Annotated in this window: 17 protein-coding genes and 3 pseudogenes; 5 read left to right on the forward strand and 15 right to left on the reverse strand. The window is 63.7% G+C overall.

The window, feature by feature from the left end; translation table 11 throughout:
- Window positions 1-49 precede the first annotated feature (49 nt).
- The gene (tnpC, locus tag RIdsm_RS20030; RefSeq protein WP_057818243.1) at window positions 50-1675 is read left to right on the forward strand and encodes an IS66 family transposase; all 1626 of its coding nucleotides are present in this window, start codon (window positions 50-52) and stop codon (window positions 1673-1675) included.
- A 25-nt stretch (window positions 1676-1700) separates the two neighbouring features.
- Here the strand turns inward: tnpC and RIdsm_RS20035 are convergent.
- The 3 genes and pseudogenes from RIdsm_RS20035 to RIdsm_RS20045 all read right to left on the reverse strand — a co-directional run.
- A pseudogene (locus RIdsm_RS20035) lies at window positions 1701-2240 on the reverse strand (transposase family protein); the annotation flags it as partial.
- Window positions 2241-2595: 355 nt separating this feature from the next.
- The gene (locus RIdsm_RS20040; RefSeq protein WP_244955841.1) at window positions 2596-3594 is read right to left on the reverse strand and encodes an AGE family epimerase/isomerase; all 999 of its coding nucleotides are present in this window, start codon (window positions 3592-3594) and stop codon (window positions 2596-2598) included.
- 442 nt (window positions 3595-4036) lie between these two features.
- The gene (locus tag RIdsm_RS20045; RefSeq protein WP_057822130.1) at window positions 4037-4387 is read right to left on the reverse strand and encodes a class I SAM-dependent methyltransferase; all 351 of its coding nucleotides are present in this window, start codon (window positions 4385-4387) and stop codon (window positions 4037-4039) included.
- A gap of 112 nt (window positions 4388-4499) precedes the next feature.
- Here RIdsm_RS20045 and RIdsm_RS20050 point away from each other — a divergent pair.
- Together RIdsm_RS20050 and RIdsm_RS20055 are read left to right on the forward strand one after the other, a co-directional pair.
- Window positions 4500-4733, forward strand: a pseudogene (locus tag RIdsm_RS20050) (transposase); the annotation flags it as partial.
- A 231-nt stretch (window positions 4734-4964) separates the two neighbouring features.
- Window positions 4965-5261: an IS110 family transposase gene (locus RIdsm_RS20055; RefSeq protein WP_057817962.1), complete on the forward strand. Its 297-nt coding sequence runs from the start codon at window positions 4965-4967 to the stop codon at window positions 5259-5261.
- Between the two features lie 30 nt (window positions 5262-5291).
- On the opposite strand, the pseudogene RIdsm_RS20060 reads toward RIdsm_RS20055, so the two are convergent.
- Window positions 5292-6688: pseudogene (locus RIdsm_RS20060) on the reverse strand (IS3 family transposase).
- A gap of 237 nt (window positions 6689-6925) precedes the next feature.
- Between RIdsm_RS20060 and RIdsm_RS20065 the strand changes: the two are divergent.
- Window positions 6926-8079, forward strand: a protein-coding gene (locus RIdsm_RS20065) for an IS3 family transposase (protein WP_236553353.1) whose coding sequence is annotated in 2 segments (ribosomal slippage) — window positions 6926-7178 and window positions 7178-8079 — 1155 coding nt in all. Because the reading frame shifts where the segments join, the coding sequence is not laid out codon by codon here.
- Between the two features lie 141 nt (window positions 8080-8220).
- Here RIdsm_RS20065 and RIdsm_RS20070 read toward each other — a convergent pair.
- The 3 genes from RIdsm_RS20070 to RIdsm_RS20080 all read right to left on the reverse strand — a co-directional run bounded on the left by RIdsm_RS20070 (window position 8221) and on the right by RIdsm_RS20080 (window position 10372).
- On the reverse strand, window positions 8221-9234 hold the full coding sequence (locus tag RIdsm_RS20070; protein WP_057817978.1) for an IS110 family RNA-guided transposase: 1014 nt from the start codon (window positions 9232-9234) through the stop codon (window positions 8221-8223).
- An 80-nt stretch (window positions 9235-9314) separates the two neighbouring features.
- Window positions 9315-9521, reverse strand: coding sequence for a glycosyltransferase family 2 protein (locus tag RIdsm_RS30905; RefSeq protein WP_057817952.1), 207 nt, complete (start codon window positions 9519-9521; stop codon window positions 9315-9317).
- Entirely contained in the window at window positions 9521-10372 is an 852-nt protein-coding gene (locus RIdsm_RS20080) for a sulfotransferase family protein (RefSeq protein WP_057817951.1), read from the reverse strand. Before RIdsm_RS20080 ends, RIdsm_RS30905 begins: the two co-directional genes overlap by 1 nt.
- A 175-nt stretch (window positions 10373-10547) precedes the next feature.
- On the opposite strand from RIdsm_RS20080, the gene RIdsm_RS20085 reads away from it, so the two are divergent.
- Window positions 10548-11357: a heparan-alpha-glucosaminide N-acetyltransferase gene (locus tag RIdsm_RS20085; protein ID WP_057817948.1), complete on the forward strand. Its 810-nt coding sequence runs from the start codon at window positions 10548-10550 to the stop codon at window positions 11355-11357.
- A gap of 6 nt (window positions 11358-11363) precedes the next feature.
- Here RIdsm_RS20085 and RIdsm_RS20090 read toward each other — a convergent pair whose 3' ends face one another.
- From RIdsm_RS20090 to RIdsm_RS20125, 8 genes are all read right to left on the reverse strand, one after another.
- Window positions 11364-12428, reverse strand: a complete 1065-nt coding sequence (locus RIdsm_RS20090; RefSeq protein WP_057817946.1) for a GSCFA domain-containing protein — start codon at window positions 12426-12428, stop codon at window positions 11364-11366.
- Between the two features lie 2 nt (window positions 12429-12430).
- A complete protein-coding gene (locus RIdsm_RS20095; RefSeq protein WP_143100471.1) occupies window positions 12431-13426 on the reverse strand; it encodes a WcbI family polysaccharide biosynthesis putative acetyltransferase in 996 nt (331 codons plus the stop codon).
- Between the two features lie 124 nt (window positions 13427-13550).
- A complete protein-coding gene (locus tag RIdsm_RS20100; RefSeq protein WP_057817943.1) occupies window positions 13551-14669 on the reverse strand; it encodes an acetoin utilization protein AcuC in 1119 nt (372 codons plus the stop codon).
- A 77-nt stretch (window positions 14670-14746) separates the two neighbouring features.
- The gene (locus RIdsm_RS20105; protein ID WP_057817942.1) at window positions 14747-14992 is read right to left on the reverse strand and encodes a MoaD/ThiS family protein; all 246 of its coding nucleotides are present in this window, start codon (window positions 14990-14992) and stop codon (window positions 14747-14749) included.
- Between the two features lie 69 nt (window positions 14993-15061).
- Window positions 15062-17311: a xanthine dehydrogenase family protein molybdopterin-binding subunit gene (locus RIdsm_RS20110; RefSeq protein ID WP_057817940.1), complete on the reverse strand. Its 2250-nt coding sequence runs from the start codon at window positions 17309-17311 to the stop codon at window positions 15062-15064.
- A complete protein-coding gene (locus RIdsm_RS20115) occupies window positions 17311-17790 on the reverse strand; it encodes a (2Fe-2S)-binding protein (RefSeq protein ID WP_057817938.1) in 480 nt (159 codons plus the stop codon). The genes RIdsm_RS20110 and RIdsm_RS20115 overlap by 1 nt, the downstream gene beginning before the upstream one ends.
- Entirely contained in the window at window positions 17787-18650 is an 864-nt protein-coding gene (locus tag RIdsm_RS20120; protein WP_057817976.1) for an FAD binding domain-containing protein, read from the reverse strand. Before RIdsm_RS20120 ends, RIdsm_RS20115 begins: the two co-directional genes overlap by 4 nt.
- A gap of 154 nt (window positions 18651-18804) precedes the next feature.
- Window positions 18805-19746 (reverse strand): GlxA family transcriptional regulator, encoded by a 942-nt coding sequence (locus RIdsm_RS20125; RefSeq protein WP_057817936.1) that lies wholly within the window; start codon window positions 19744-19746, stop codon window positions 18805-18807.
- Between the last annotated feature and the right edge of the window lie 68 nt (window positions 19747-19814).

A 19814-nucleotide genomic window follows, 5' to 3' on the forward strand; every position in this document is an offset into this window, starting at 1 on the left:
TCGCCTTATTTGCATGGGCTTTCCAATACCGGAATGGTAAGTCTTGGCCATGTCAGATGCCGCTTCCGAGATCGCCAGATTGCGCGCCGCGCTCGCGGCCTCGGAGGCCCGTGCGGCGGCAGCCGAGAGCGAGCTGGGGCAGGCCCGGGCGGTGGTCTCGACCTCCGAGGCGATGATCAAGCATCTCCGGCTCGAGATCGCCAAGCTCCGGCGCGAGCAATACGGCCACAGCTCGGAACGCCGCGACCGCCTGATCGACCAGATGGAATTGCAGCTCGAGGAACTCGAGGCCGCGGCCACCGAAGACGAGATCGCCGCCGAGAAGGTGGCGAAGACCATGACCGTCGCCGGGCTCAAACGTCGCCGTCCGGCGCGCAAGCCCTTCCCGGAGCATCTGCCGCGCGAGCACGTGGTGATCGCGGCGCCCACAGCCTGTTCCTGCTGCGGCTCGGATCGCATCGTGAAGATGGGTGAGGATGTCACCGAGACGCTCGAAGTCATTCCCCGGCAGTGGAAGGTAATCCAGACGGTCCGGGAGAAGTTCACCTGCCGCCATTGCGAGAAGATCAGCCAGCCGCCGGCGCCGTTCCACCCCACGCCCCGTGGCTGGGCCGGTCCGAACCTGCTGGCGATGATCCTCTTCGAGAAGTTCGGCCAGCACCAGCCTTTGAACCGCCAGGCCGAACGCTATGCGAAGGAAGGTGTCGAGATCAGCCTCTCGACTCTTGCCGATCAGGTCGGGGCCTGCGCTGCTGCGCTCGAGCCGATCCATGCGCTGATCCGCGCGCATGTCCTCGCCGCCGAGCGGCTGCACGGCGACGACACGACGGTGCCGCTGCTGGCGAAGGGCGGCACGCAAACCGCGCGGCTCTGGACCTATGTCCGGGACGACCGCCCCTTCGGCGGCGACAGCCCACCTGCCGCGCTGTTCCACTTCTCGCGTGACCGTGGAATGGCCAACCCCAACCGGCATCTCGCCGGATGGCAGGGCATTCTGCAAGCCGATGCCTATGGCGGCTACAATGACCTCTACCGCGCCGACCGCGATCCGGGGCCCGTCGAGTCTGCGCTCTGCTGGAGCCATGCCCGGCGCAAGTTCTTCGAGCTCGCCGACATCAAGGGGAATGCCCGGAAGGGCAAGCCGGCTCATGACATCTCCCCAATCGCGCTGGAGGCCGTCGCCCGAATAGACGCGATCTTCGACATCGAACGCGGGATCAATGGCCTGACGGCTGCGGACCGTCAGGTGGCCAGGCACCAGCTGTCCCGGCCTCTGGTCGAGGAGCTTCATGACTGGCTGCGTGCCGAGCGCGACCGGCTGTCGAGGCACAATCCGGTCGCCAAGGCGATCGACTACATGTTCAAAGCGGAGCGCTGGCCCGCCTTCACCCGGTTCCTCGACGATGGCAGGGTCTGCCTGACGAACAATGCGGCGGAGCGGGCGCTGCGCGGTGTCGCGCTTGGCCGCAGGTCCTGGCTCTTCGCCGGCTCCGAGCGCGGCGGGGACCGCGCAGCATTCATGTATTCCCTGATCGTCACCGCCAAGATGAACGACGTCGATCCTCAGGCCTGGCTCGCCGATGTCCTGGCCAGACTGCCCGGCACGACGGCTTCTCGGGTGCCGGATCTGCTGCCATGGAACTGGAAGGCGTCCGAACTTCGCCGAGCGGGCTAACCCGCGGCCCACGCCGGATGGTTACACTGACGATGCAAGCGGGCTTTTCGTAGTTCCGCACCAGCGCATCCAGCTCGCGGGCGACACGGGTGACCGACATGCTGGTGTCGGCGATCAGGCACAGGTTTTCCCGGCAGCAATCGCCGATCACCGCCAGAATGCGGAACTTGCGCGAGGCGCCGAAGCTGTCGGCCAGAAAGTCGAGCGACCAGCGGGCATTGGGATGCGCCGCCTCCGGCAGCAGCGTGCGAGACCCACGGGCCCGCTCGCGTCCACGCAGTCACTTCACCGACAGCCCTTGTTCCCGGTAGAGCTGATAAAGCTTCTTGTGGTTCATGAGCATGCCCTTGCGCTCTAGCAGGGTACCGATCCAACGATAGCCGAACCGGCGCCGCTTTCCGGCGATCTCCTTCATCTCCTCGCGGATCTCGGGGCAGTCCGGCGGGCGTCTGCGCCGGACTGTCTTGGGATCGACACCGACAAGCTGGCAGGCCTGGCGTTGCGAGATCTCATGATCCCGCATTGCCCTGAGCGCCGCCTCTCGCCGCTTGGTCAATGTCGTCAGTAATGGGATGACCCGCGCCGCATCCAGACGCCAATGTTGGCGCAATTGAACTCAAGGAGGATTGACGGGTGTGTACATAACCAAACCCCGAAACTGCTGTGTATGGCATCGATATTGGGAAGAAGATCTTTCATGTCGTCGCGATGGATGCCGAGGGGTACCCCATACAGCGCGGAAAGTTTGCTCGAAGGAGTTTGACAGCGCCTTCAGGACCGGTTCCGGAAGGCCGCCTTTCCGCGGGTCGGGAACGTGGACGAGCGCCCGCTTTTTCTCATCGGCAACCAAAGGTCGGCTTACCCGTGCCGCGACGGTGTAACAGGCGCGGCGTGTCCGGCGCGATGTGCGGCGGGTGTCGTCACGCCTGCGTTCTCAGCGCGGGCGGTTCGGCGGCAAGCGCCTCTTCGCGTTCGAGAAACATCCGGACGGCGACCAGGATGTGATAGAAGGTCGAGGCCGGCATCATGTCGGAGACCAGGTCGCCATCGGTGGTGCGCTTGTCATACCAGCCGCCGGTGACCGGCACGTCGAGATAGTCACGCCGAAGCATGGCGAGGATCGTTTCCGGGTCGGCGCCGCCGGGCAGGGCATGGCCACGGCGCTCGAGCACGATCGAGGCCTTGAGCAGCTCGGTCTGCGGCCAGCAGCGGCGCGTCGTGGCCCGCGGAACCGAGTGGTCGGGCAGGGCGCCCGAGCCATCGCGCGCCGCCCAGGCCGTGTCGAAGATGCGGGCGAGATCGACCCCGGTGTCCTGGCGGGTGACCTCTTCGTAGGCGTCGATCAGGAAGATCCACTCGGTCATGTGGCCCGGTTCGACCACCTGATCGGCGACGCGCGGCTGCCAGTCCGGCTCGAAGCGCTCGAAGACCGAGCCGTCGGGTTGCAGGAACACGGTGCGGAAGAGGTCGAGGCATTCGTCGGCGATGGCCTTGAACCGCGGCTCGCCGGTCGCGTCGTACAGCGCGGTCGCGCATTCGAAGAGGTGCATATGGGGGTTCTGGCGGCGTATCCCGGCGCCGGTACCGCATTCGTGCCAGCCCTTGGGCGCCTTGAGCCGGGCCAGCATGGCCTCTGCCTTGGCCAGTTCGGGCGCGATGTCGTAGCCCAGCCGGATCAGGGCCGAGGCCGCCAGCAACACGAAGGCCACGTCATAGAGATCGTTCGGCGCCGACCGGATCGTGCCGTCGGGATTGAACTGCGCGGCCAGGTGGCCGGTGTCGCGGTGGATGCCCTTGTCGAGGAGGGTGGCGAACAGGGCGCGCGCGGTGTCGCCGAGATCGGCCAGCCCGGGTTCAAGGGCGGCGCCGGTCGCAAAGCAATAGGCCTGACGCGCCTGCACGCGAAGGCGCTTGGTCATGTCTTCGAGGGGCTGACCGTCGTGATCGAGCGCTTCCCAGGCGAGACCGCTCGACCTGTCCAGCCCTTTGCCGGACCATAAGGGGAATGCACGGTTTACCAACCAATTGCTGATCGGATGATTCTCCATAAACAATCACCTGTTTCTTGCAAATGCCGTCGACGGTCTCGTAAACGAGAGTACTCATGACGTGACAGACATACTAAAGCAAGCAAATCTGCACCACCAATGGCGAATGGTGGAAAGATCACCGGTTATCTTGGAATCCCTGCCCGGAGATCGACTGCTTTCGACGAAGTGGCGCTTTTCATGGCAGGATCATGCCGCTTTCCAGTGGAGCGGCGCGCGGACTCCTCCAAGCGAAGGTGCGAAATCCAAGCCGGTCGTAGCCGTGAATCCCCTGAGCGTTCCGCTCGCGTGGCCAATCAGCTGAGGACGCCACTTACGGCTTCTTGATCCACCACACCGCGCCAAGGACGTGAAGCTCGGTTTTCCAGCGTTTTGCGAGCCGCGATACCTCGGTCATTATGTCGTAATGGTTGGGGTCGAAATCGTGTCCTGAGACGATCCCGCCCGATTTGACCAGTTTCCCCCAGTGCTGAAGGTTCTCCAGAAAAATCGGATTCGTGTGAACGGCGTCGTCAAAGAACAAATCCACGGGCTCAGACCAGTCGAGGAAGTCCTTGGGGGAATATCCTTTGTGCTGAGTTATGTTCGCGCAATCCTTGACGTTTTCGGCAAACACCTCCGGGCTCAGATCGGGTGCGTCGAACTCGGCTTTCACCTTGTCCATCCATGCCGCGTGCTCCCAAGGGTCGATACAGTGCACAGTCACTGTTGGGTCTGTGAGGTGCCCCTAGATTTGTAGACGCTTTGCCCCTTTACTTTGAGGCGAGGAGGCCGACATGGGGACAAGCAATTACAGTGATGAGTTCAAGCGGGACGCGGTGCATCAGATCACCGTGCGGGGGTCTCCGGTTCGAGAGGTGTCGCAGCGTTTGGGCGTCAGCACGCATTCTCTTTACAAGTGGCTGAAGCTGTTCGCGGAGCCGGTTCCAAAGCCCGGCGTGGATCATGAAGCTGAGAGCCGGCGGCTGAAGCGCGAGTTGGCCAAGGTGACCGAGGAGCGCGACATCCTAACCAACCGTTCCGGGCCGCAGCCCGCCTGTGCGCGGTAGAAACAGCCTGTGTTACGCTCTTGGCGAAGGGCAGTTGCCGATCGCTTTTTGGTGGGCTGGACCCCGTTAAAAAACGTGGCACATGGGCCGATGCGCACTTGAGAGTGGTGACGTCGCAGTCGCGGCGATCCCGGTTAGGAAGATGAAGAACTTGCATGGCCCACGCCCTTCGCCTTGAACGGAGGAGATGCCATGTCAAAGCGCAAGACCGGCGACCACCCGGATTTGAAGATGGTCAACCCCGCAGCGGCCGCGATCGATATTGGCTCAACGATGCATATGGCGGCGGTGAACCCGTCCACCTGTGACATGCCGGTGCGCGCTTTCGGCACCTTCACCCAGGACCTGCATGCCTTGGCCGATTGGTTTCTCGATTGCGGTGTCACCAGCGTGGCGATGGAGTCGACCGGCGTCTACTGGATACCGGCGTTCGAGATCCTCGAAGTGTCCGTCTTCAGGGTTTTTCGGACAAGTCGTTTGTTTTGGTAACGGAGGCTCTGGCTCGGTTTCTGTTTGAGTTTAGGCGGCCGCGGCTTTGTGCTGCAACCGGCGCTTTCGGATTGTCTGTTTCTTGATCTCCTCTCTCATTTTCAGGATCGTCCGACCCCGACCGTGGTGGACGTCGGCCGGCGTTAGGTTATCCAGGCTCTCGTGGTATCGCCGAGTGTTGTAGTATCCGACGAAGGCGCCGATCTGGCGTTCAAGATCCCCCGGCAGATAGTAGTTCTCCAGCAGAACCCGGTTCTTCATGGTCTGGTGCCAGCGTTCGATCTTGCCCTGGGTCTGTGGGTGGTGCGGCGCTCCGCGGACGTGATCCATACCCTTGGTATCGAGGTAGTCGGCCAAGTCGGCCGCAACATAGGACGAGCCGTTGTCGCTGAGCAGCCGGGGCTTGTGAACGACTGTCGCATGAGCACAGCCCGAGGTCTCCAGCGCCTGATCCAGCGTGTCCGTCACATCCACGGCCTTCATTGTCGTGCAGAGCTTCCACGCGATGATGTAGCGGCTGTAATCGTCGAGGATCGTGCTGAGATAGAACCAGCCCCAACCGATGACCTTGAGATAGGTGAAGTCGGTTTGCCAGAGTTCGGTGGGCCGAGTTGTCTTGTCCCGGAACTCATCGGCGGCACGGATCACCACATGGGCCGGAGCCGTGATCAGGTCCTCGGCCTTGAGAATGCGGTATGCCGAGGACTCAGATACAAAATACCGTTTCTCATCGGTGTATTTGACAGCCAATTCCCGTGGCGTCAGATCCTCATGATCCAGCGCGAACTCAACGAAGGCGTCGCGGATCTCGTCCGGGATGCGGTTCCACACCGACCGAGGCCGCGGGGACGTGTCACGCAAAGCGTCAACGCCGCCATCGGCCCACCGCGCATACCACTGGTAATAGGTGCTGCTGGGAATGCCGAGCATGGCCAGGGTCCGCCTGACCGGCAAATGCGAGGCTTCGACTGTCCGACTGATCTCGAGCTTCTCCGAGGCCGCCCTTGCGGCAGATTTGGCCTAGCCAACTCGCCTGCCGGGTATCAGACATCTCATGCGTCGTCCTCCCCATCCCCGAACGTGCTTTTTTTGAGCAGCCTGTTCTCCAGTGTCAGCTCCGCGACCACTTCTTTCAGCGCGGCTGCCTCAGAGCGCAGTCCCTTGACCTCGGGAGCTGTCGCCTGACGGGCCGCGTCACCCGCCAGCCGGTTCTTCCCAGCCTCAAGAAATTCCTTCGACCAGCTGTAATAAAGGCTCTCGGCGATCCCTTCACGACGGCACAGGGCCGCTATGCTTTCTTCGCCCCGCATTCCGGCAAGCACGATGCGGATCTTCTCCTCCGCCGAGTAGTGCTTACGGGTCTTACGCTTGATACCCCTGACAAGCTTGTCAGCAGCATCCTTGGATGTTCCGGATTTCTTGTTCATCTTCGCTCCATTATGGCTTCGATGAACCAGAAATCCTTCTGTAATCGGGCCTGGTTTTGCAAGGATATAGCGACTGAAGGTGCATGCTTCTGTCTGTGATCTGCATATCGCACTCACATAATGCGGTTGGCTTTGGCTCGGGAAAGCCCATCTCCGTTGAGCTACCCCCCGAAATTCGGACAGTGACGTAAGCCACGATTTGCAGTCTGCTGATCTTCGACGAGAAGGAGATCAGAGATGTCGAAACGCAAGCAGCACGCGCCTGAGTTCAAGGCGAAGGTCGCGCTGGAAGCCCTGAAGGGTGAAGAGACGGCGGCCGAGCTGGCGAGCCGGTTCGGAGTGCATCCGACGATGATCCATCAATGGAAGCGCGGCCTGCTCGAAGGCGCGTCCGGCGTGTTCGAGCGTGGGGGCCGAAAGAGACCCGAGATCGACGAGGAGCAGGTGAAGGAGCTCCACGCCAAGATCGGGGAGCTGGCGGTGGCCAACTCTTTTTTGGAACGAAAGCTGAAGCCCTGGGGCGGGAAGTGAGGCGCGGTATGATCGAGCCTGACCATCCTCAGCTGTCCATCGGTCAGCAGTGCAGGCTGCTGTCGATTGCGCGCTCGTCCTATTACGACGAGCCGAAGGGAGAGACCGCACAGAACCTCGGCCTGATGCGGCAGATCGACGAGCAGTTCCTGGAGACACCGTTCTTCGGTGTCCGCCAGATGACCTGGCACCTGCGCAATGACGGGCATCTCGTGAAAGAGAAGCGAATACGCCGGCTAATGCGCCTCATGGGGCTGATGCCGATTTACCAGAAGCCCAACACGAGCAGGCCGGCGAAAGGACACAAGACCTATCCTTACCTTCTGAAAGGGCTGCACGTGGATCGTCCGAACCAGGTCTGGTGCTCGGACATCACCTACCTGCCCATGCGCCGCGGGTTCCTATACCTCATAGCGATCATGGACTGGCACACGCGCAAGGTTCTATCCTGGCGGATCTCGAACACCCTGGAGGCCGACTTCTGCGTCGAAGCGCTGAGCGAGGCCATCCACAAGTTCGGCCCGCCCGAGATCATGAACACGGATCAGGGCAGTCAGTTCACGTCCTTCGCCTGGACCGACCGGCTCCGCCGATCCGGTGTGCACATCTCGATGGATGGGAAAGGCCGATTCCTCGACAACATCTTCATCGAGCGGCTGTGGCGAACCCTGAAATACGAATGCGTCTACTTGCATGCCTGGGAGACCGGATCAGAGACGAAAGGGGCTATCCAGAAATGGATGACCTTCTACAACCACCGGCGTCCTCACTCAGCCCTCGGCGGCAAGCCACCGGCGCTGGTTTATTGGCAGAGACATGATATCAACCAACCCGATCAGCAGGTGCAAAGAGTAGCTTAAACTACGCCAGATACTGTCCAACCGATGGGGAGTAGCTCACCGTTGCGACTTTAAGTTCAAGCCAGAATTTCTGTCGGCTTTTCCCTCACCTAGTCTCTTCAGGGCCGCCTTCCTTGCGGAAGAATTGGTGCTCCTCGTCTGTCAGGCGGTTCGGAACTCTGTGCCGTCTATCCACATCCGGTGCATGATGACGGCCAATTTTCTCGCGAGAGCAATCTTGGCGCGCTTTGCGCACCGTCGAGCGGAAACGCGCATCACCCATGCCTTGAGCGGGGTCCACCGGTTGGTTCTCACGAGCATCACATGCGCTGCTTCATAGAGCGCAGCCCGCACACTTGCATCGCCAGCCTTGGTGATCGACGTGACCCGATCAGTTTCGCCGGATTGGTATCGTCGCGACGTCAGGCCAAAGCAGGCACCCACCGACTTTGATGAACGAAATCGTTTCGGGTCGTCGATAGCGGCTCGGAACGTCATCGCGACCACGGCACCTACGCCGGGAATGGTCATAAGGCGACGGCAGACGTCATCGTTGCGAGACTGATCCCGAACCAACTTGTCCAATTTGGTAAACTCCTCTGCCATCGCATCGCGTGCTGATAGGAGCGGGGAGATTGCCGCCTCCAGCACCGGGTTGTCTGCGATCGGGTCGCGAACCAGATCACAAAATCGGCCTCGCGCTCCTGTAGGAACCCTCAAGCCAAACCCTCGAACAAGGCCGCGAACCGAATTGTCGAGTTCGCGGACACGACGACCCAGAGTATCGCGCGCCGACAGCATCAACCGCAGGTCCCGGGCAACAGGGATCTTCAAATGAACCGGTTGAAACCAACCCATTCGAAGTAACTCGGCGATCCCGCGGGCATCCCGACGATCCGTCTTGACCGGAACGGCAGACAATGCCGCATGGTCCCGTCGCGTCTCCATCAAAACGCTGTCCAGACCTCTCTGCTTCAGCCCATCGGCCAGAAAAGCTGACATGGGTCCAGCTTCGAGGCCAATTGCGCCAATCATCTTAGAAAACGGATCAAGCACTGTTGCGAGATTATCAGGATGGCAGCGCGCAGAAAATTCCTTTTCGATGTGGCCAGTGGCGTCAATCACGCAAATGGCTGTGTTTTCGACTGAAACATCAAGTCCAATATAGTAAGTCATGGTCATCTCCTCTGAGCTGTAAATCACCACAACAATTGTGGCGACTCGGCCCGATGACCGCATCTCCGTTACTCAAACACCTAAATCTGTCCGGTAGGTGCTGACGTTAGACAGTACACGCGAGAGCCGTCGTCCGACCCGTTATCGACGAGAAGGAAACGCTCTACCCCGAGCTGCCAGTAATGGTCCAGAAGCCACGGCAACCGCAGCATCTCGTTCCGCAGGCATCCGACAACCAGAACCTCGTCCGGCCCGATCTCAGGCCTCTCGGACAGACAAGTCAGCATCAAGAAACATCCGGCACATCCGTGCTGTATCCCAAGCTGCGCATCAGCCCGAGATACTTGCTTCCGAAATGGCGCAAGACATCGTCGACGCGTAGTTTGTCCGCCTTTCGGCGGTCGATTTCCCCTGTGGCGGCCAGCATCCAATCGGCCTCAAACCGCAACCCGGTAAACCGGGCGACACGCTCAAGCGTCGCGGCCGGTGACGCCAAAACGTCCTCGTGCCTGATTTCGATGTAGCTGCCCGGTCTGAGGCGTTCGCTTTCATTCCTGATCCGCATCAGTCTGCGGCACCAAAGCTCGACCAAATCGGCGGTTTGCTCGCGCGACGCGTCACCTTCGAATCCGGGGTAGTCTAACGACTGCGGGCACCAGTTCTGATGCCCCAGCGCCACCAACGCTTTGTACCCAGGATGCCCCGCCATCGAACGCACTACGTTGGCCCCACCCCGGATAAGGTGGATGATCTTGCAGTCAGGCCAGTAAAGCTGAAGCGTGGCGGCGAAATACCCGTAATCCGGCGTCTTGTCCGCCCAGGTCGTCTTGCCTTCGCGTGCAGCAAGGAACCGGCCCGCCGCATAGGCAAAGGCGGACGGCATCATCGCCCCGGCCCCGGCGTGTTCCGCACGGAACGCGTCCGCGTCGAGCTCCGTGATCCGCGCCCCGTCCACGAACCGTGTCCGCAGCACGATATCGAGCATCTCCTCCATCGGCACCTCCGCAGTGCCGAATGCATCGTGAAGATTGACCAGCCAGTGGGTCTCGTTGAACATGAACAGCTCGGGATGCGTGTTCAGCATGCTGCGCAAAAGACGCGTTCCGCAGCGCCCCGTTCCCACAACACAGAATTTCATGGCAGGCCCCGGCTTCAATCAAATTCCCGCCAGCGTGTCGTTCCGTGGCGTGCAGATGGGATAGTCGCTGAACGACCGGGCTGGCAATCGAATTTTCCCGTTCCCCCGCCACGCCCGCACCTGCCGCCCGACCCAACGGGAAACTGCCGGAAACAGCGGCAACGTCCAAAGACCTATGGAACAGCGGCGCATCCCGCGCTACCTGTCGGTTCGAACCAGCCCGCCGGAGCTCCCTATCGCACACCATCCTCCTCCCGCCCGGATCGAAGAACTCGACATCGCCCGCGCCGTGGCGCTGGTGGCGATGGCCGTTTTCCACTTCACCTTCGATCTCGAGCTTTTCGGCATTGCCGCGCCCGGCACGATGCAGATGACCTTCTGGCGCGTATTCGCCATGCTGACCGCCGGAAGCTTCATCCTGATCGCAGGCCTCAGCCTGCGCCTCGCCCACCGCGACCGCATCCACTGGCGGCCCTTCTTCCGCCGCTTCGCCAAGGTCGCACTCGCCGCCGCTCTGGTTACCGCGGCGACCTATCTCTTCATCCCGCAAGGGTTCGTCTATTACGGCATCCTGCATTCCATCGCGGTCTCCAGCCTCGTCGGGCTGGCCTTCCTGCGCGCGCCGACCCTCTTGCTGGTGCTTGTGGCAGGTGGCGTCATCTGGCTGCCCCTGGCCTTCCGAAGCGACGTCTTCACCGCGCCGTGGCTGCTCTGGACGGGCCTTGCGCCCACCATGCCCTACACGGTCGATTTCGAACCCTTCTTCCCGTGGTTCGCCCCCTTCCTTCTGGGCATCGCACTGATCAGGCTGGCAGAGCGCGCCGACATGCTGCACCGGCTCAAGGCAAAACCGCCCCGAACGTCCCGCCTTGCACGGGCCGCGATATGGGCCGGCCGTCACAGCCTGCTCGTCTACCTGGTTCACCAGCCGGTTCTGATCGCGATAACCTGGACGCTGGCCAAGACACTCGGCGCCCTGCCCTGACAGCCGTCAGGACGAGACCGAGCGATCCACTTCTTCCTCGTCGCAGATGATGCCGGCAACGTCCTGATACGCCTCGGCATCCTCCTGGCCCAGGCCCATGTCGGCGCGGTCTCCACCGTCTTCGGTATAGGCGCCGACGAAACTGCGCATCGCGTGGGCCACCCCGACGGAATTCACCTCGCGGCTGTCATCCTCGAAATACATGCCACCCGTCGGGCTGCCGGTGATGATCTCGTAAGAGGGGAAGTAATCCACCCTGTCCGATGCATCGCAGGCCGCTTGCGCCGCCACCCGCAGCACCGACTTGCTGTAGTTGGTCGAAACCAGCACGTGCCGATCCTCATAGGTGGCGATCAGCGGCACCGGCGAAACGGTCAGCAGCACCTTCACCTCCGGGTTCACCTCCCGCAGGCGGTCTAGAAAGGCGGCCAGTTCGGCCCGCGTCTCGTCGATGTCGAAATTGTGGAACTCGTGCCGCGTCTCGTCGAACGCCCCTCCGGCCACACCCGGCGCCAGCGGAAACACCGCCCCATCCTCGGTCGACCGCCACGCCTCGGTCAGACCGAGAGTGAAGACAAAGATATCGGCCTCGGTAAAGACTTTCCGGACGAAGCCGAGATGTTCTTCCCGCGCCGCCGCAACCTCCTCCGGCGACCCGTAGCCTTCGGGCGCCACGGTCGGGCGGTAGGGGTCGACGAACCGCCCGTCCTCGCGCTGCCATACGGTCTCGTGTTTCTGCTCGCCCCGCATCGCCTCGCCAAAAAGCTGGTTCAGCTGGTGAACGGTGTAAAGATTGCCATACCGGGCCGAAAACACGCCATATTGGCCACGCGCGCACTCCTCCGCCGAAAGGCCCGTGCCGGCCTCCGGCACGAAGTAGTTGAAGCCGAGCGCCCCAAGCCGTTTCGAGATGTGCTGCGCAAAACAACTGCCCGCCGTCGCGATCCTGTCGTCACGCGACAGCGTGAACTTCGGATGCGTGACCGGATCGACCAGATGCGCTTCGGTCCGCGATACGGCGCGCCGCCAGAACTGGTAATCCTGCCCCGAAGCATAGGGATTGTCCGCCATCGTTACCCTCCGAACCGGCCCAGCACCGTGTCTTCGAAGATCTTGGTCTTGCGGGGCCGCCAGCCCCGAATCCTCAGCGACCCGTGCGGGAATTGCGAATAGGCCTCGTGGCACATCGCCACGAATTCGGTCAAGGTCATGAGCTCGTCAGACTGGACCGGCTTGAAGTAGTAACCGCCCCGACAGCCATTCGCCTCGGCGATCTCGGGATAACACGGGTAGATCGCACCGTTGGCCAGCGCATCGGGCACCGGCAAATCGACCTCGCGGCGCTCGACGGGCAGCTTCGTGGCTGCCAGCCCAGCAATGTCGACGAACACATGCGCGTGCGGGTGGTTGACCGTATGCATGAAACACCCGTTCCTCGCCCAGCGGCGGAACATCTGGTCGATCGGCAGCCCGGCACCGGTAAAGGCCCCCAGAAGGTTCTCCCGCGAGCTCTGCCACGCGGCAAAGAACTCCATGTCCCGGTATGTCTGCTCGTTGAAGAGCGAAACCGTATCCTCGACCCCCAGCCCCGCCTGATGCGCAAGGTAGCACAGGCTCGAATGATAGGCTCCGAACCGCGTGGTGAACGACTTGTTGTCGGGTTTCACCATGTAGACGGTGTCCGGGTGGTAGCCCGAGAAGAAAAACGGCGGCAGGTCGATGATCTTGCTTTCATCGACACCGTCCTGCACCGCCGCTTCACGGCGCATTGGCATTAGGAACACGGCATCCGACGCGGCGGCGTCCTTCAAAAATTTCGCCCGATCCCGTATTGCGACCCGATCGTCGTAGAAGGTGACGCTGACGGTCGGGCACAACCGCTCCAGGACCTTGGCATAGGTCCGCCTCGCGCAATTGGACACGAGAAGAACCTTGTAGGTTCCGCCCCGGTTCACGTTCGGCGCAACGCTCGTCTGCTCACCCGCGCCCCGCTTCAGGAAACGGACCACCGGAGAGGGAAGCACGGTCTTGGCCGTGCGGGCCAGAATTCCGCGTGTTTCTTCGGACATGTACCCATCCATAGGCCAGCGGGCAAAAACCTGGTCCGGACCTTGCTGGCGAAGGCCCGGAAATCCGCCACGTATGACTATCGCAATCCCGCAGCAGCTGCCAGCCGTTTCCGAGCGTTCCCCCTCAGGCCCACGCCGTCCGTCGCCCCCGCAACACGTGCACCCGGTCACGCAGCGTATCGCAAACCGGGCCCGGCCGCGGCGCATCGCGCAACGTGGTGTAAAGGTGGTCCGGCGTCGGCCCACGGGCGCGACGGGACCAGGTCAGACCGCGCAGTACCGCCTCCGCCTCCTCCGGCAGCCGGGCCGGAATCTCGTGCCCGTTCAGCGTCGCCCAGACGCCCGACCAAAGACGTCCCACGCTCCACGGGTTGTAGCCCCCGCCGCCCAGCACCAACAGTCGCGGCGCCATCGGCATCAGGGCCGACAGCAACGCCCAATGCGCGTTGTTCGACAACTCCAGCCGCGCCAGCGGGTCCTCGGCCACCGCATCCGCCCCGCATTGCAGCACGATCGCCTCGGGCCGCAGCGCCTCTACCGCGGGCAGGATCACCTCGTCGCGGGCCAGCGCGAACCCGTCGTCGCTGGTGCCACGCGGCAGGGGCAGGTTTATGGCATTCCCGCCCTCGTCCTCGCCCAGCGCCCCGGTGAAGGGCCAGCGCAGCGCCTCGTGGGTCGAGATCATCAAGACCCGCTCATCCCCCGCGAAGGCCGCCGCCACCCCGTCACAATGATGCGCATCGATATCGACATAGGCGATCCGGGAAAGCCCCTGCCGCAGGAACACCTTGATCGCCAGCACCGGGTCGTTGAGGTAACAGAACCCCGCGGCATAATCCGGAAACCCGTGATGCGTGCCGCCGCCGGGGTTGTAGACGATCCCGCCCCGCGCCAGCAGGTCGGCGGCCAGCATCGACCCGCCCGCCGCCGTCGCGGGCCGCCGGAACATCTCGGGATAGACCGGGTTCGAGAGCGTTCCAAGCCGGTGCCGCTCCCGGGTCGTCTCGTCGACCTCGCCCGCCGCCTCGGTCTTCTGGAGAGCCCGGATATAGGCGGCCGTATGAAACAACCTCAGCGCCTCCGGCTTGGCCCGGGGGCTGCGCCGGTACTGCCCCGGCGCAAACCAGCCCATCGCCTGGCACAGGTCGATCACCGTCGGCACCCGCGGAATGCTCAACGGATGCTTGGCACCGTAACTCGATCCGCGGTAAATCTCCGACCCGATGAAAAGCGGCTGATCCATGCGCTTAGATTAGTGCCCCGGGCCACAGAGGAAAGCGCCGCCCTGCGCCCTGTCAGTCCGACCGCGCCGGGTGAAACTCACCCGCCCCGCAGCCTGGCCAGCAGAACGACCTCGCTGTCCGGCTGAATCGGCGTGAACCAGCTGTCGTTATAGACCTTTCCGTCGATGGCGACCGACACGCCCCGATCAAGCTGCGGCTTCAAGCCGGGGTATTTCTCCGCCAGCCCGTCCAGCAGCTCTCGCAGCGTGCTCGCCTCGATCTCGACCTCGGTCTGATCGTCGGTCGCCGACGCCAGCGATCCCCAGATCCGGACCTGTACCATTCGCATCCAGCCTTTCCAGACGCCGTCGCGCCCCCCGATCAGGGGCCGCGACGCGCGTATCGTGTCATGTCACCCGGTCTGAATGGCCTTCAGCACCTTGGGCGGCGACATCGGCAGGTCCTGCATCCGCACCCCTGCCGCGGCCGAGACCGAGTTGGCGATCGCCGCCAGCGGCGGCACGATCGAGGTCTCGCCCACACCGCGCACGCCGTAGGGGTGCCCGGGGTTGGGGATCTCCAGGATCACCGTGTCGATCATCGGCAGGTCCGAGGCCACCGGCACGCGGTAGTCGAGGAAGCCCGGGTTCTGCAGGGTCCCGTCCTCGCCATAGATATACGCCTCGTTCAGCGCCCAGCCGATGCCCTGCACGGCCCCGCCCTGGAACTGGCCTTCCACGTAATCCGGGTGCACCGCCTTGCCGGCATCCTGGAACACCGTGTAGCGCAGGATCTTCACCGCACCGCTTTCCGGGTCCACCTCGGTATCGACCATATGCGTGGCAAAGCTCACGCCCGCGCCTTCCGCGTTGATCTCCGAATGGCCCGCGATCGGCCCGCCGGTGTTCGAGGCGATCGCGGCGATATCGGCCAGCGTCATCGGGTCGTGATCGCCCGCATTCGGCCCCGAAGGCCGCGCCGCGCCGTCTTCCCAGACAACCGCATCCTCGTCGATGCCCCAGACCATGGCCGCCCGCTTGCACATCTCGCGCTTGGCGGCCCGGGCGGCCTCGATCGTGGCCAGCCCCACGGCAAAGGTCACCCGGCTGCCGTCGGTCACGTCGTTCAGACCCAGCGAGGCGGTATCGGCGATCACCGTGCGCACCCGCTCATAGGGCACGCCCAGCTCCTCCGCCGCCATCATCGACATCGACGCGCGCGAGCCCCCGATATCGGGGTTGCCCTCGATCACGTTCACCGTGCCGTCCGGCGTCACGTTCAGCGACACGCAGGTGTTGCCGCCGAAGTTGAACCAGAAGCCACAGGCCACACCCCGGCCCTGGTTCTCGCCCAGCGGCGCGGTCCAGTGCGGGTGGTCCTTGGCGGTGCGCAGCGTCGCCTCCAGCCCGATCGCCGGATAGGTCACGCCGTAAGACGCCTTGGTGCCCTCGCGCGCGGCGTTCTTCAGCCGCACCTCCAGCGGATCGAGCCCCAGCGACTTGCCAAGCTCGTCGATGGCGCTTTCCACGGCAAAGGCCGCCATCGGCGCCCCCGGCGCACGATAGGCCGCCTGTTTCGGGCGGTTCGCGACCACGTCCCAGCCCACCGTCTTGACGTTCTCGAGGTCATAGGGCGCGAAAGCAGACATCGACCCCATCTCGACCGGCGAACCGGGATAGGCGCCGCCCTGGTACCGCAGCTCGGCGAACCCGGCGGTGATCTTGCCGTCCTTGGTCATGCCCATGCGGATGTCGATCGAGCTCGACGCCGTCGGGCCCGTCGCCCGCAGGACTTCCGACCGGCTCATCACCATCTTCACCGGTCGGCCGGATTTCTTGGCCAACGCCAGCGCCACGGGCTCGATGAACACCGTGGTCTTGCCGCCGAAACCGCCGCCGATCTCCGACGCGGTCACCTTCAGCCGGCTCTGGCTCAGGCCCATGATCGCGGCACAGGTATCGCGCACCATGTACTGGCCCTGCGTACAGCACCACAGATCGGCCTGACCGTCATTGCCCACCTGTGCCAGACAGGCATGGGGCTCGATATAGCCCTGGTGCGTGGCCTCGGTCTTGTAGGTCCGCTCCAGCACCTTGTCGGCCTTGGCCAGTCCGGCCTCGATATCGCCGTGACCGAACTCGTAGCGGGCGACCACGTTGGCCCCCATGCCCTCGGGCACGTTCTCGACCTGCCGGCCGTCATGCAGCGCCGGCGCATCGGCCTTCATCGCGTCGTCCACGTCGATGACATGCGACAGCGTCTCGTACTCGACCTTGATCAGCTTCATCGCCTTCTTGGCCACGCTCTCCGACGAGGCGGCGACGGCAGCCACCGCGTGACCGTCGTAAAGCGCCTTCTCACCGGCCATGCAGTTGTCGAGCACGTCCCAGGTCGCCTCGTCCAGCTCCACCTCGGGGAAGTCGGCCCGGGTCACCACGGCATGCACGCCTTCCAGCGCCTCCGCGGCCGACGTGTCGATCGACTTGATCTTCGCATGGGCGTGCGGGCTGCGCAGCACCTTGCCGACCAGCATACCCGGCGCGTTCATGTCCGCCCCGAACCGCGCGCGGCCCGTCACCTTGTCGATGCCGTCGGGGCGGTTCACCCGCGTCCCGACAACCTTGAAGTCCAGCTTTCCGTCCATCTTCGCGTCAAGTGCCATTACGAAGCCTCCCGCATCTCTTCGGCCGCGGCCATCACGGCGCGGATGATCTTGTCATACCCGGTGCACCGGCAAAGGTTGCCCGCCAGCCAATAGCGCGCCTCCTCCTCGGTGGGGTTCGGATTGTTCTCAAGCAGCGATTTCGCGGCCACGAGGATGCCCGGCGTGCAGATCCCGCATTGCAGGGCCGCGTGCTCGATGAACTTGCGCTGCAGCGGGTGCAGCGTCTCGCCCTCGGCCATGCCCTCGATCGTCTCGACCTTGCGGCCCTCGGCCTCGGCGCCCAGCATCAGGCAGGAACAAACAAGCCGGTCGTCCACGGTGACCGAACAGGCCCCGCAATCGCCCGTGCCGCAGCCTTCCTTCGAGCCGGTCATCCCCAGCCGGTCGCGCAGAACATCCAGCAGCGTCTCGTCCGGCTCGCAAAGGTATTCCTGCGCAACGCCGTTGATGGTGGTGGTGACGTGGATCATGCTCATGCTGCGCCTCCTGCGCGTTTCTTTGCGATAACAGCCGCGCGGCGGGCCAGGACACCGGCCATGTGCACCCGGTACTCGGCGGTGCCGCGCTTGTCGTCGATGGGTTTGGCGGCCGCCGAACAGGCCGCGGCCAGCTTGGCCAGCGCATCCTCGTCGACCGATGTGCCGACCAGCGCCTCAGCAGCTTCGGGCACGAGGATGACGGTCGGCGCCACGGCGCCCAGCGCCACGCGCGCCGCAACGCAGTTTCCGGACGCATCCAGCGTCAGGGAAATGCCGCAGCCGACCACGGCAATATCCATCTCCGTGCGCGGAATGAACCGCAGATAGGCGTCGCCCGACCGTTCCGGCCGCGCCGGCAGGAAGATCGAAGCCACCAGCTCGCCGGGTTTCAGCGAGGTCTTGCCGGGCCCCTCGGGCACCTCCTCGACGGGAATGTCGCGAATGCCGTCCGGGCCCACGACACGCGCGACCGCCTCGGCGGCCACCAGCGCGGGCACGCTGTCCGCGGCAGGCGAGGCGTTGCACAGGTTTCCGGCGATGGTGCAGCGTCCCTGGATCTGGGTCGACCCGATCAGGTTCGCGGCCTCGACCACGCCCGGCCAGTCCGCGACCAGCCCGTCATTCTCGCCCATTTCCGCAGCAGGAACCGCTGCGCCGATGCGCCAGCCCCCGTCTTCCTGAGAAATCGTGCGCAGGCTGTCGATCCGCTTGATGTCGAGCACCGTGTCGGGGTCGGCCATGTCCGAATGCATCCGCACCAGAAGGTCGGTACCGCCGGCGAGGATCCGGCAATCGCCCTTGGCGCCCGCGAGGATATCCACCGCCGCGTCAAGTGACGTTGGGGCTTGGTAGTTCATATCTTTCATTCCCTGTCGTTATCGCCGGCCCGCGAGACCTTCCGAGACTCGGCTGTTGGCCAAGAGTATCAGCGATTATAATGGCGCGGGCAAACGCTTCCTTGCCGTTTACCGCCCTAGACGTATGCGCCCTGCCGCTCGCGGGCAAGCCTGTTCATTTCCTACGCAGCGCCGAGGGGGTCGCGCCATAGACCTGCCTTATCGCCCGGGTCATCGCGGCCGGGCTGTCATATCCGCACCGCAGCGCGATCTCGGAAATCGACTGCCGGCTGTCCTCGATCAGCTTGCGCGCGGCCGACAGACGAAGATGCCGATAGACCGTCCCGGGCGGTGCCCCCAGCCGCGCGCGGAAGTGGCGGTCCAGCGTCCGCGGCTGGCACGACAGCCGCTTCGCCAGTTGCTTCAGCGGCAACGGCCGTTCGACCGTCTCGCGCATCACCGCCAGCGCCCGCCGCACCATCGGGTCGGCCACCGCCTCGTCCGCCTTGCCCACCGGCGGGTCGCCATGCAGGAACAGCGCCTCCACATCCAGCCGGGCCGACAGCCCCAGATGCTCGGCAATCAGGTCAAGCGTCAGGTCCAGCGCCGACATTGCCCCGGCGCAGGTCATGAAGGGCCCGTCCTTCAGCACCCGCGCCTGGCTTGCCTCCACATCTAGGAACCGCTCGGTGAAGGCATCCAGCAGATCCCAGTGCACCGTCGCCCGCCGCCCGCTCAACAACCCCGCCGACGCCAGAAGCCACGGCCCCGAATCAAGCCCCACCGTCACCTCCGCCCGCCTTGCCGCCGCCCGCAACATCCGCCGGTTGGCCGACGTGTCGTGGCTTTCATGTGCGTAACTGGCCAGCACGAAAAGGTAATCCACCGCCCCCACCTGGCTCAGCGCGGCACTGGCCAGAATGTCGAGTCCGCTCGACGAGCGCCCCGTCCGCCCGTCCATCGTCACGATACGCCAGTCGAACGCGTTCGCATGGGTCAGCGTGTTCGCCGCCCGCAACGGTTCGATGCAATTGGCAAGGCACAGGTTCGAGAACTCGTCGAACAGCAGAAAGGCGATGCGCACCGGGCGCGCCGGCGATTTTGTCCATTCAGGCATGATTTTTGTCTATTAGCGCAAAATCGCCACCCATACCAGCGCTATAGGGTAGCGCACAGAACCCACGC

It is taken from the genome of Roseovarius indicus (assembly GCF_008728195.1).
In the GTDB taxonomy this organism is placed as follows: domain Bacteria; phylum Pseudomonadota; class Alphaproteobacteria; order Rhodobacterales; family Rhodobacteraceae; genus Roseovarius; species Roseovarius indicus.

What these genes read in the sequence shown, in the direction of transcription:
- tnpC (WP_057818243.1), top strand. Translation starts at nt 50, where the DNA reads ATGTCAGATGCCGCTTCCGAGATCGCCAGATTGCGCGCCGCGCTCGCG.
- RIdsm_RS20040 (WP_244955841.1), bottom strand. Translation starts at nt 3,594, where the DNA reads ATGACCAAGCGCCTTCGCGTGCAGGCGCGTCAGGCCTATTGCTTTGCG.
- RIdsm_RS20045 (WP_057822130.1), bottom strand. Translation starts at nt 4,387, where the DNA reads ATGGACAAGGTGAAAGCCGAGTTCGACGCACCCGATCTGAGCCCGGAG.
- RIdsm_RS20055 (WP_057817962.1), top strand. Translation starts at nt 4,965, where the DNA reads ATGTCAAAGCGCAAGACCGGCGACCACCCGGATTTGAAGATGGTCAAC.
- RIdsm_RS20070 (WP_057817978.1), bottom strand. Translation starts at nt 9,234, where the DNA reads ATGACTTACTATATTGGACTTGATGTTTCAGTCGAAAACACAGCCATT.
- RIdsm_RS30905 (WP_057817952.1), bottom strand. Translation starts at nt 9,521, where the DNA reads ATGCTGACTTGTCTGTCCGAGAGGCCTGAGATCGGGCCGGACGAGGTT.
- RIdsm_RS20080 (WP_057817951.1), bottom strand. Translation starts at nt 10,372, where the DNA reads ATGAAATTCTGTGTTGTGGGAACGGGGCGCTGCGGAACGCGTCTTTTG.
- RIdsm_RS20085 (WP_057817948.1), top strand. Translation starts at nt 10,548, where the DNA reads ATGGAACAGCGGCGCATCCCGCGCTACCTGTCGGTTCGAACCAGCCCG.
- RIdsm_RS20090 (WP_057817946.1), bottom strand. Translation starts at nt 12,428, where the DNA reads ATGGCGGACAATCCCTATGCTTCGGGGCAGGATTACCAGTTCTGGCGG.
- RIdsm_RS20095 (WP_143100471.1), bottom strand. Translation starts at nt 13,426, where the DNA reads ATGTCCGAAGAAACACGCGGAATTCTGGCCCGCACGGCCAAGACCGTG.
- RIdsm_RS20100 (WP_057817943.1), bottom strand. Translation starts at nt 14,669, where the DNA reads ATGGATCAGCCGCTTTTCATCGGGTCGGAGATTTACCGCGGATCGAGT.
- RIdsm_RS20105 (WP_057817942.1), bottom strand. Translation starts at nt 14,992, where the DNA reads ATGGTACAGGTCCGGATCTGGGGATCGCTGGCGTCGGCGACCGACGAT.
- RIdsm_RS20110 (WP_057817940.1), bottom strand. Translation starts at nt 17,311, where the DNA reads ATGGCACTTGACGCGAAGATGGACGGAAAGCTGGACTTCAAGGTTGTC.
- RIdsm_RS20115 (WP_057817938.1), bottom strand. Translation starts at nt 17,790, where the DNA reads ATGAGCATGATCCACGTCACCACCACCATCAACGGCGTTGCGCAGGAA.
- RIdsm_RS20120 (WP_057817976.1), bottom strand. Translation starts at nt 18,650, where the DNA reads ATGAACTACCAAGCCCCAACGTCACTTGACGCGGCGGTGGATATCCTC.
- RIdsm_RS20125 (WP_057817936.1), bottom strand. Translation starts at nt 19,746, where the DNA reads ATGCCTGAATGGACAAAATCGCCGGCGCGCCCGGTGCGCATCGCCTTT.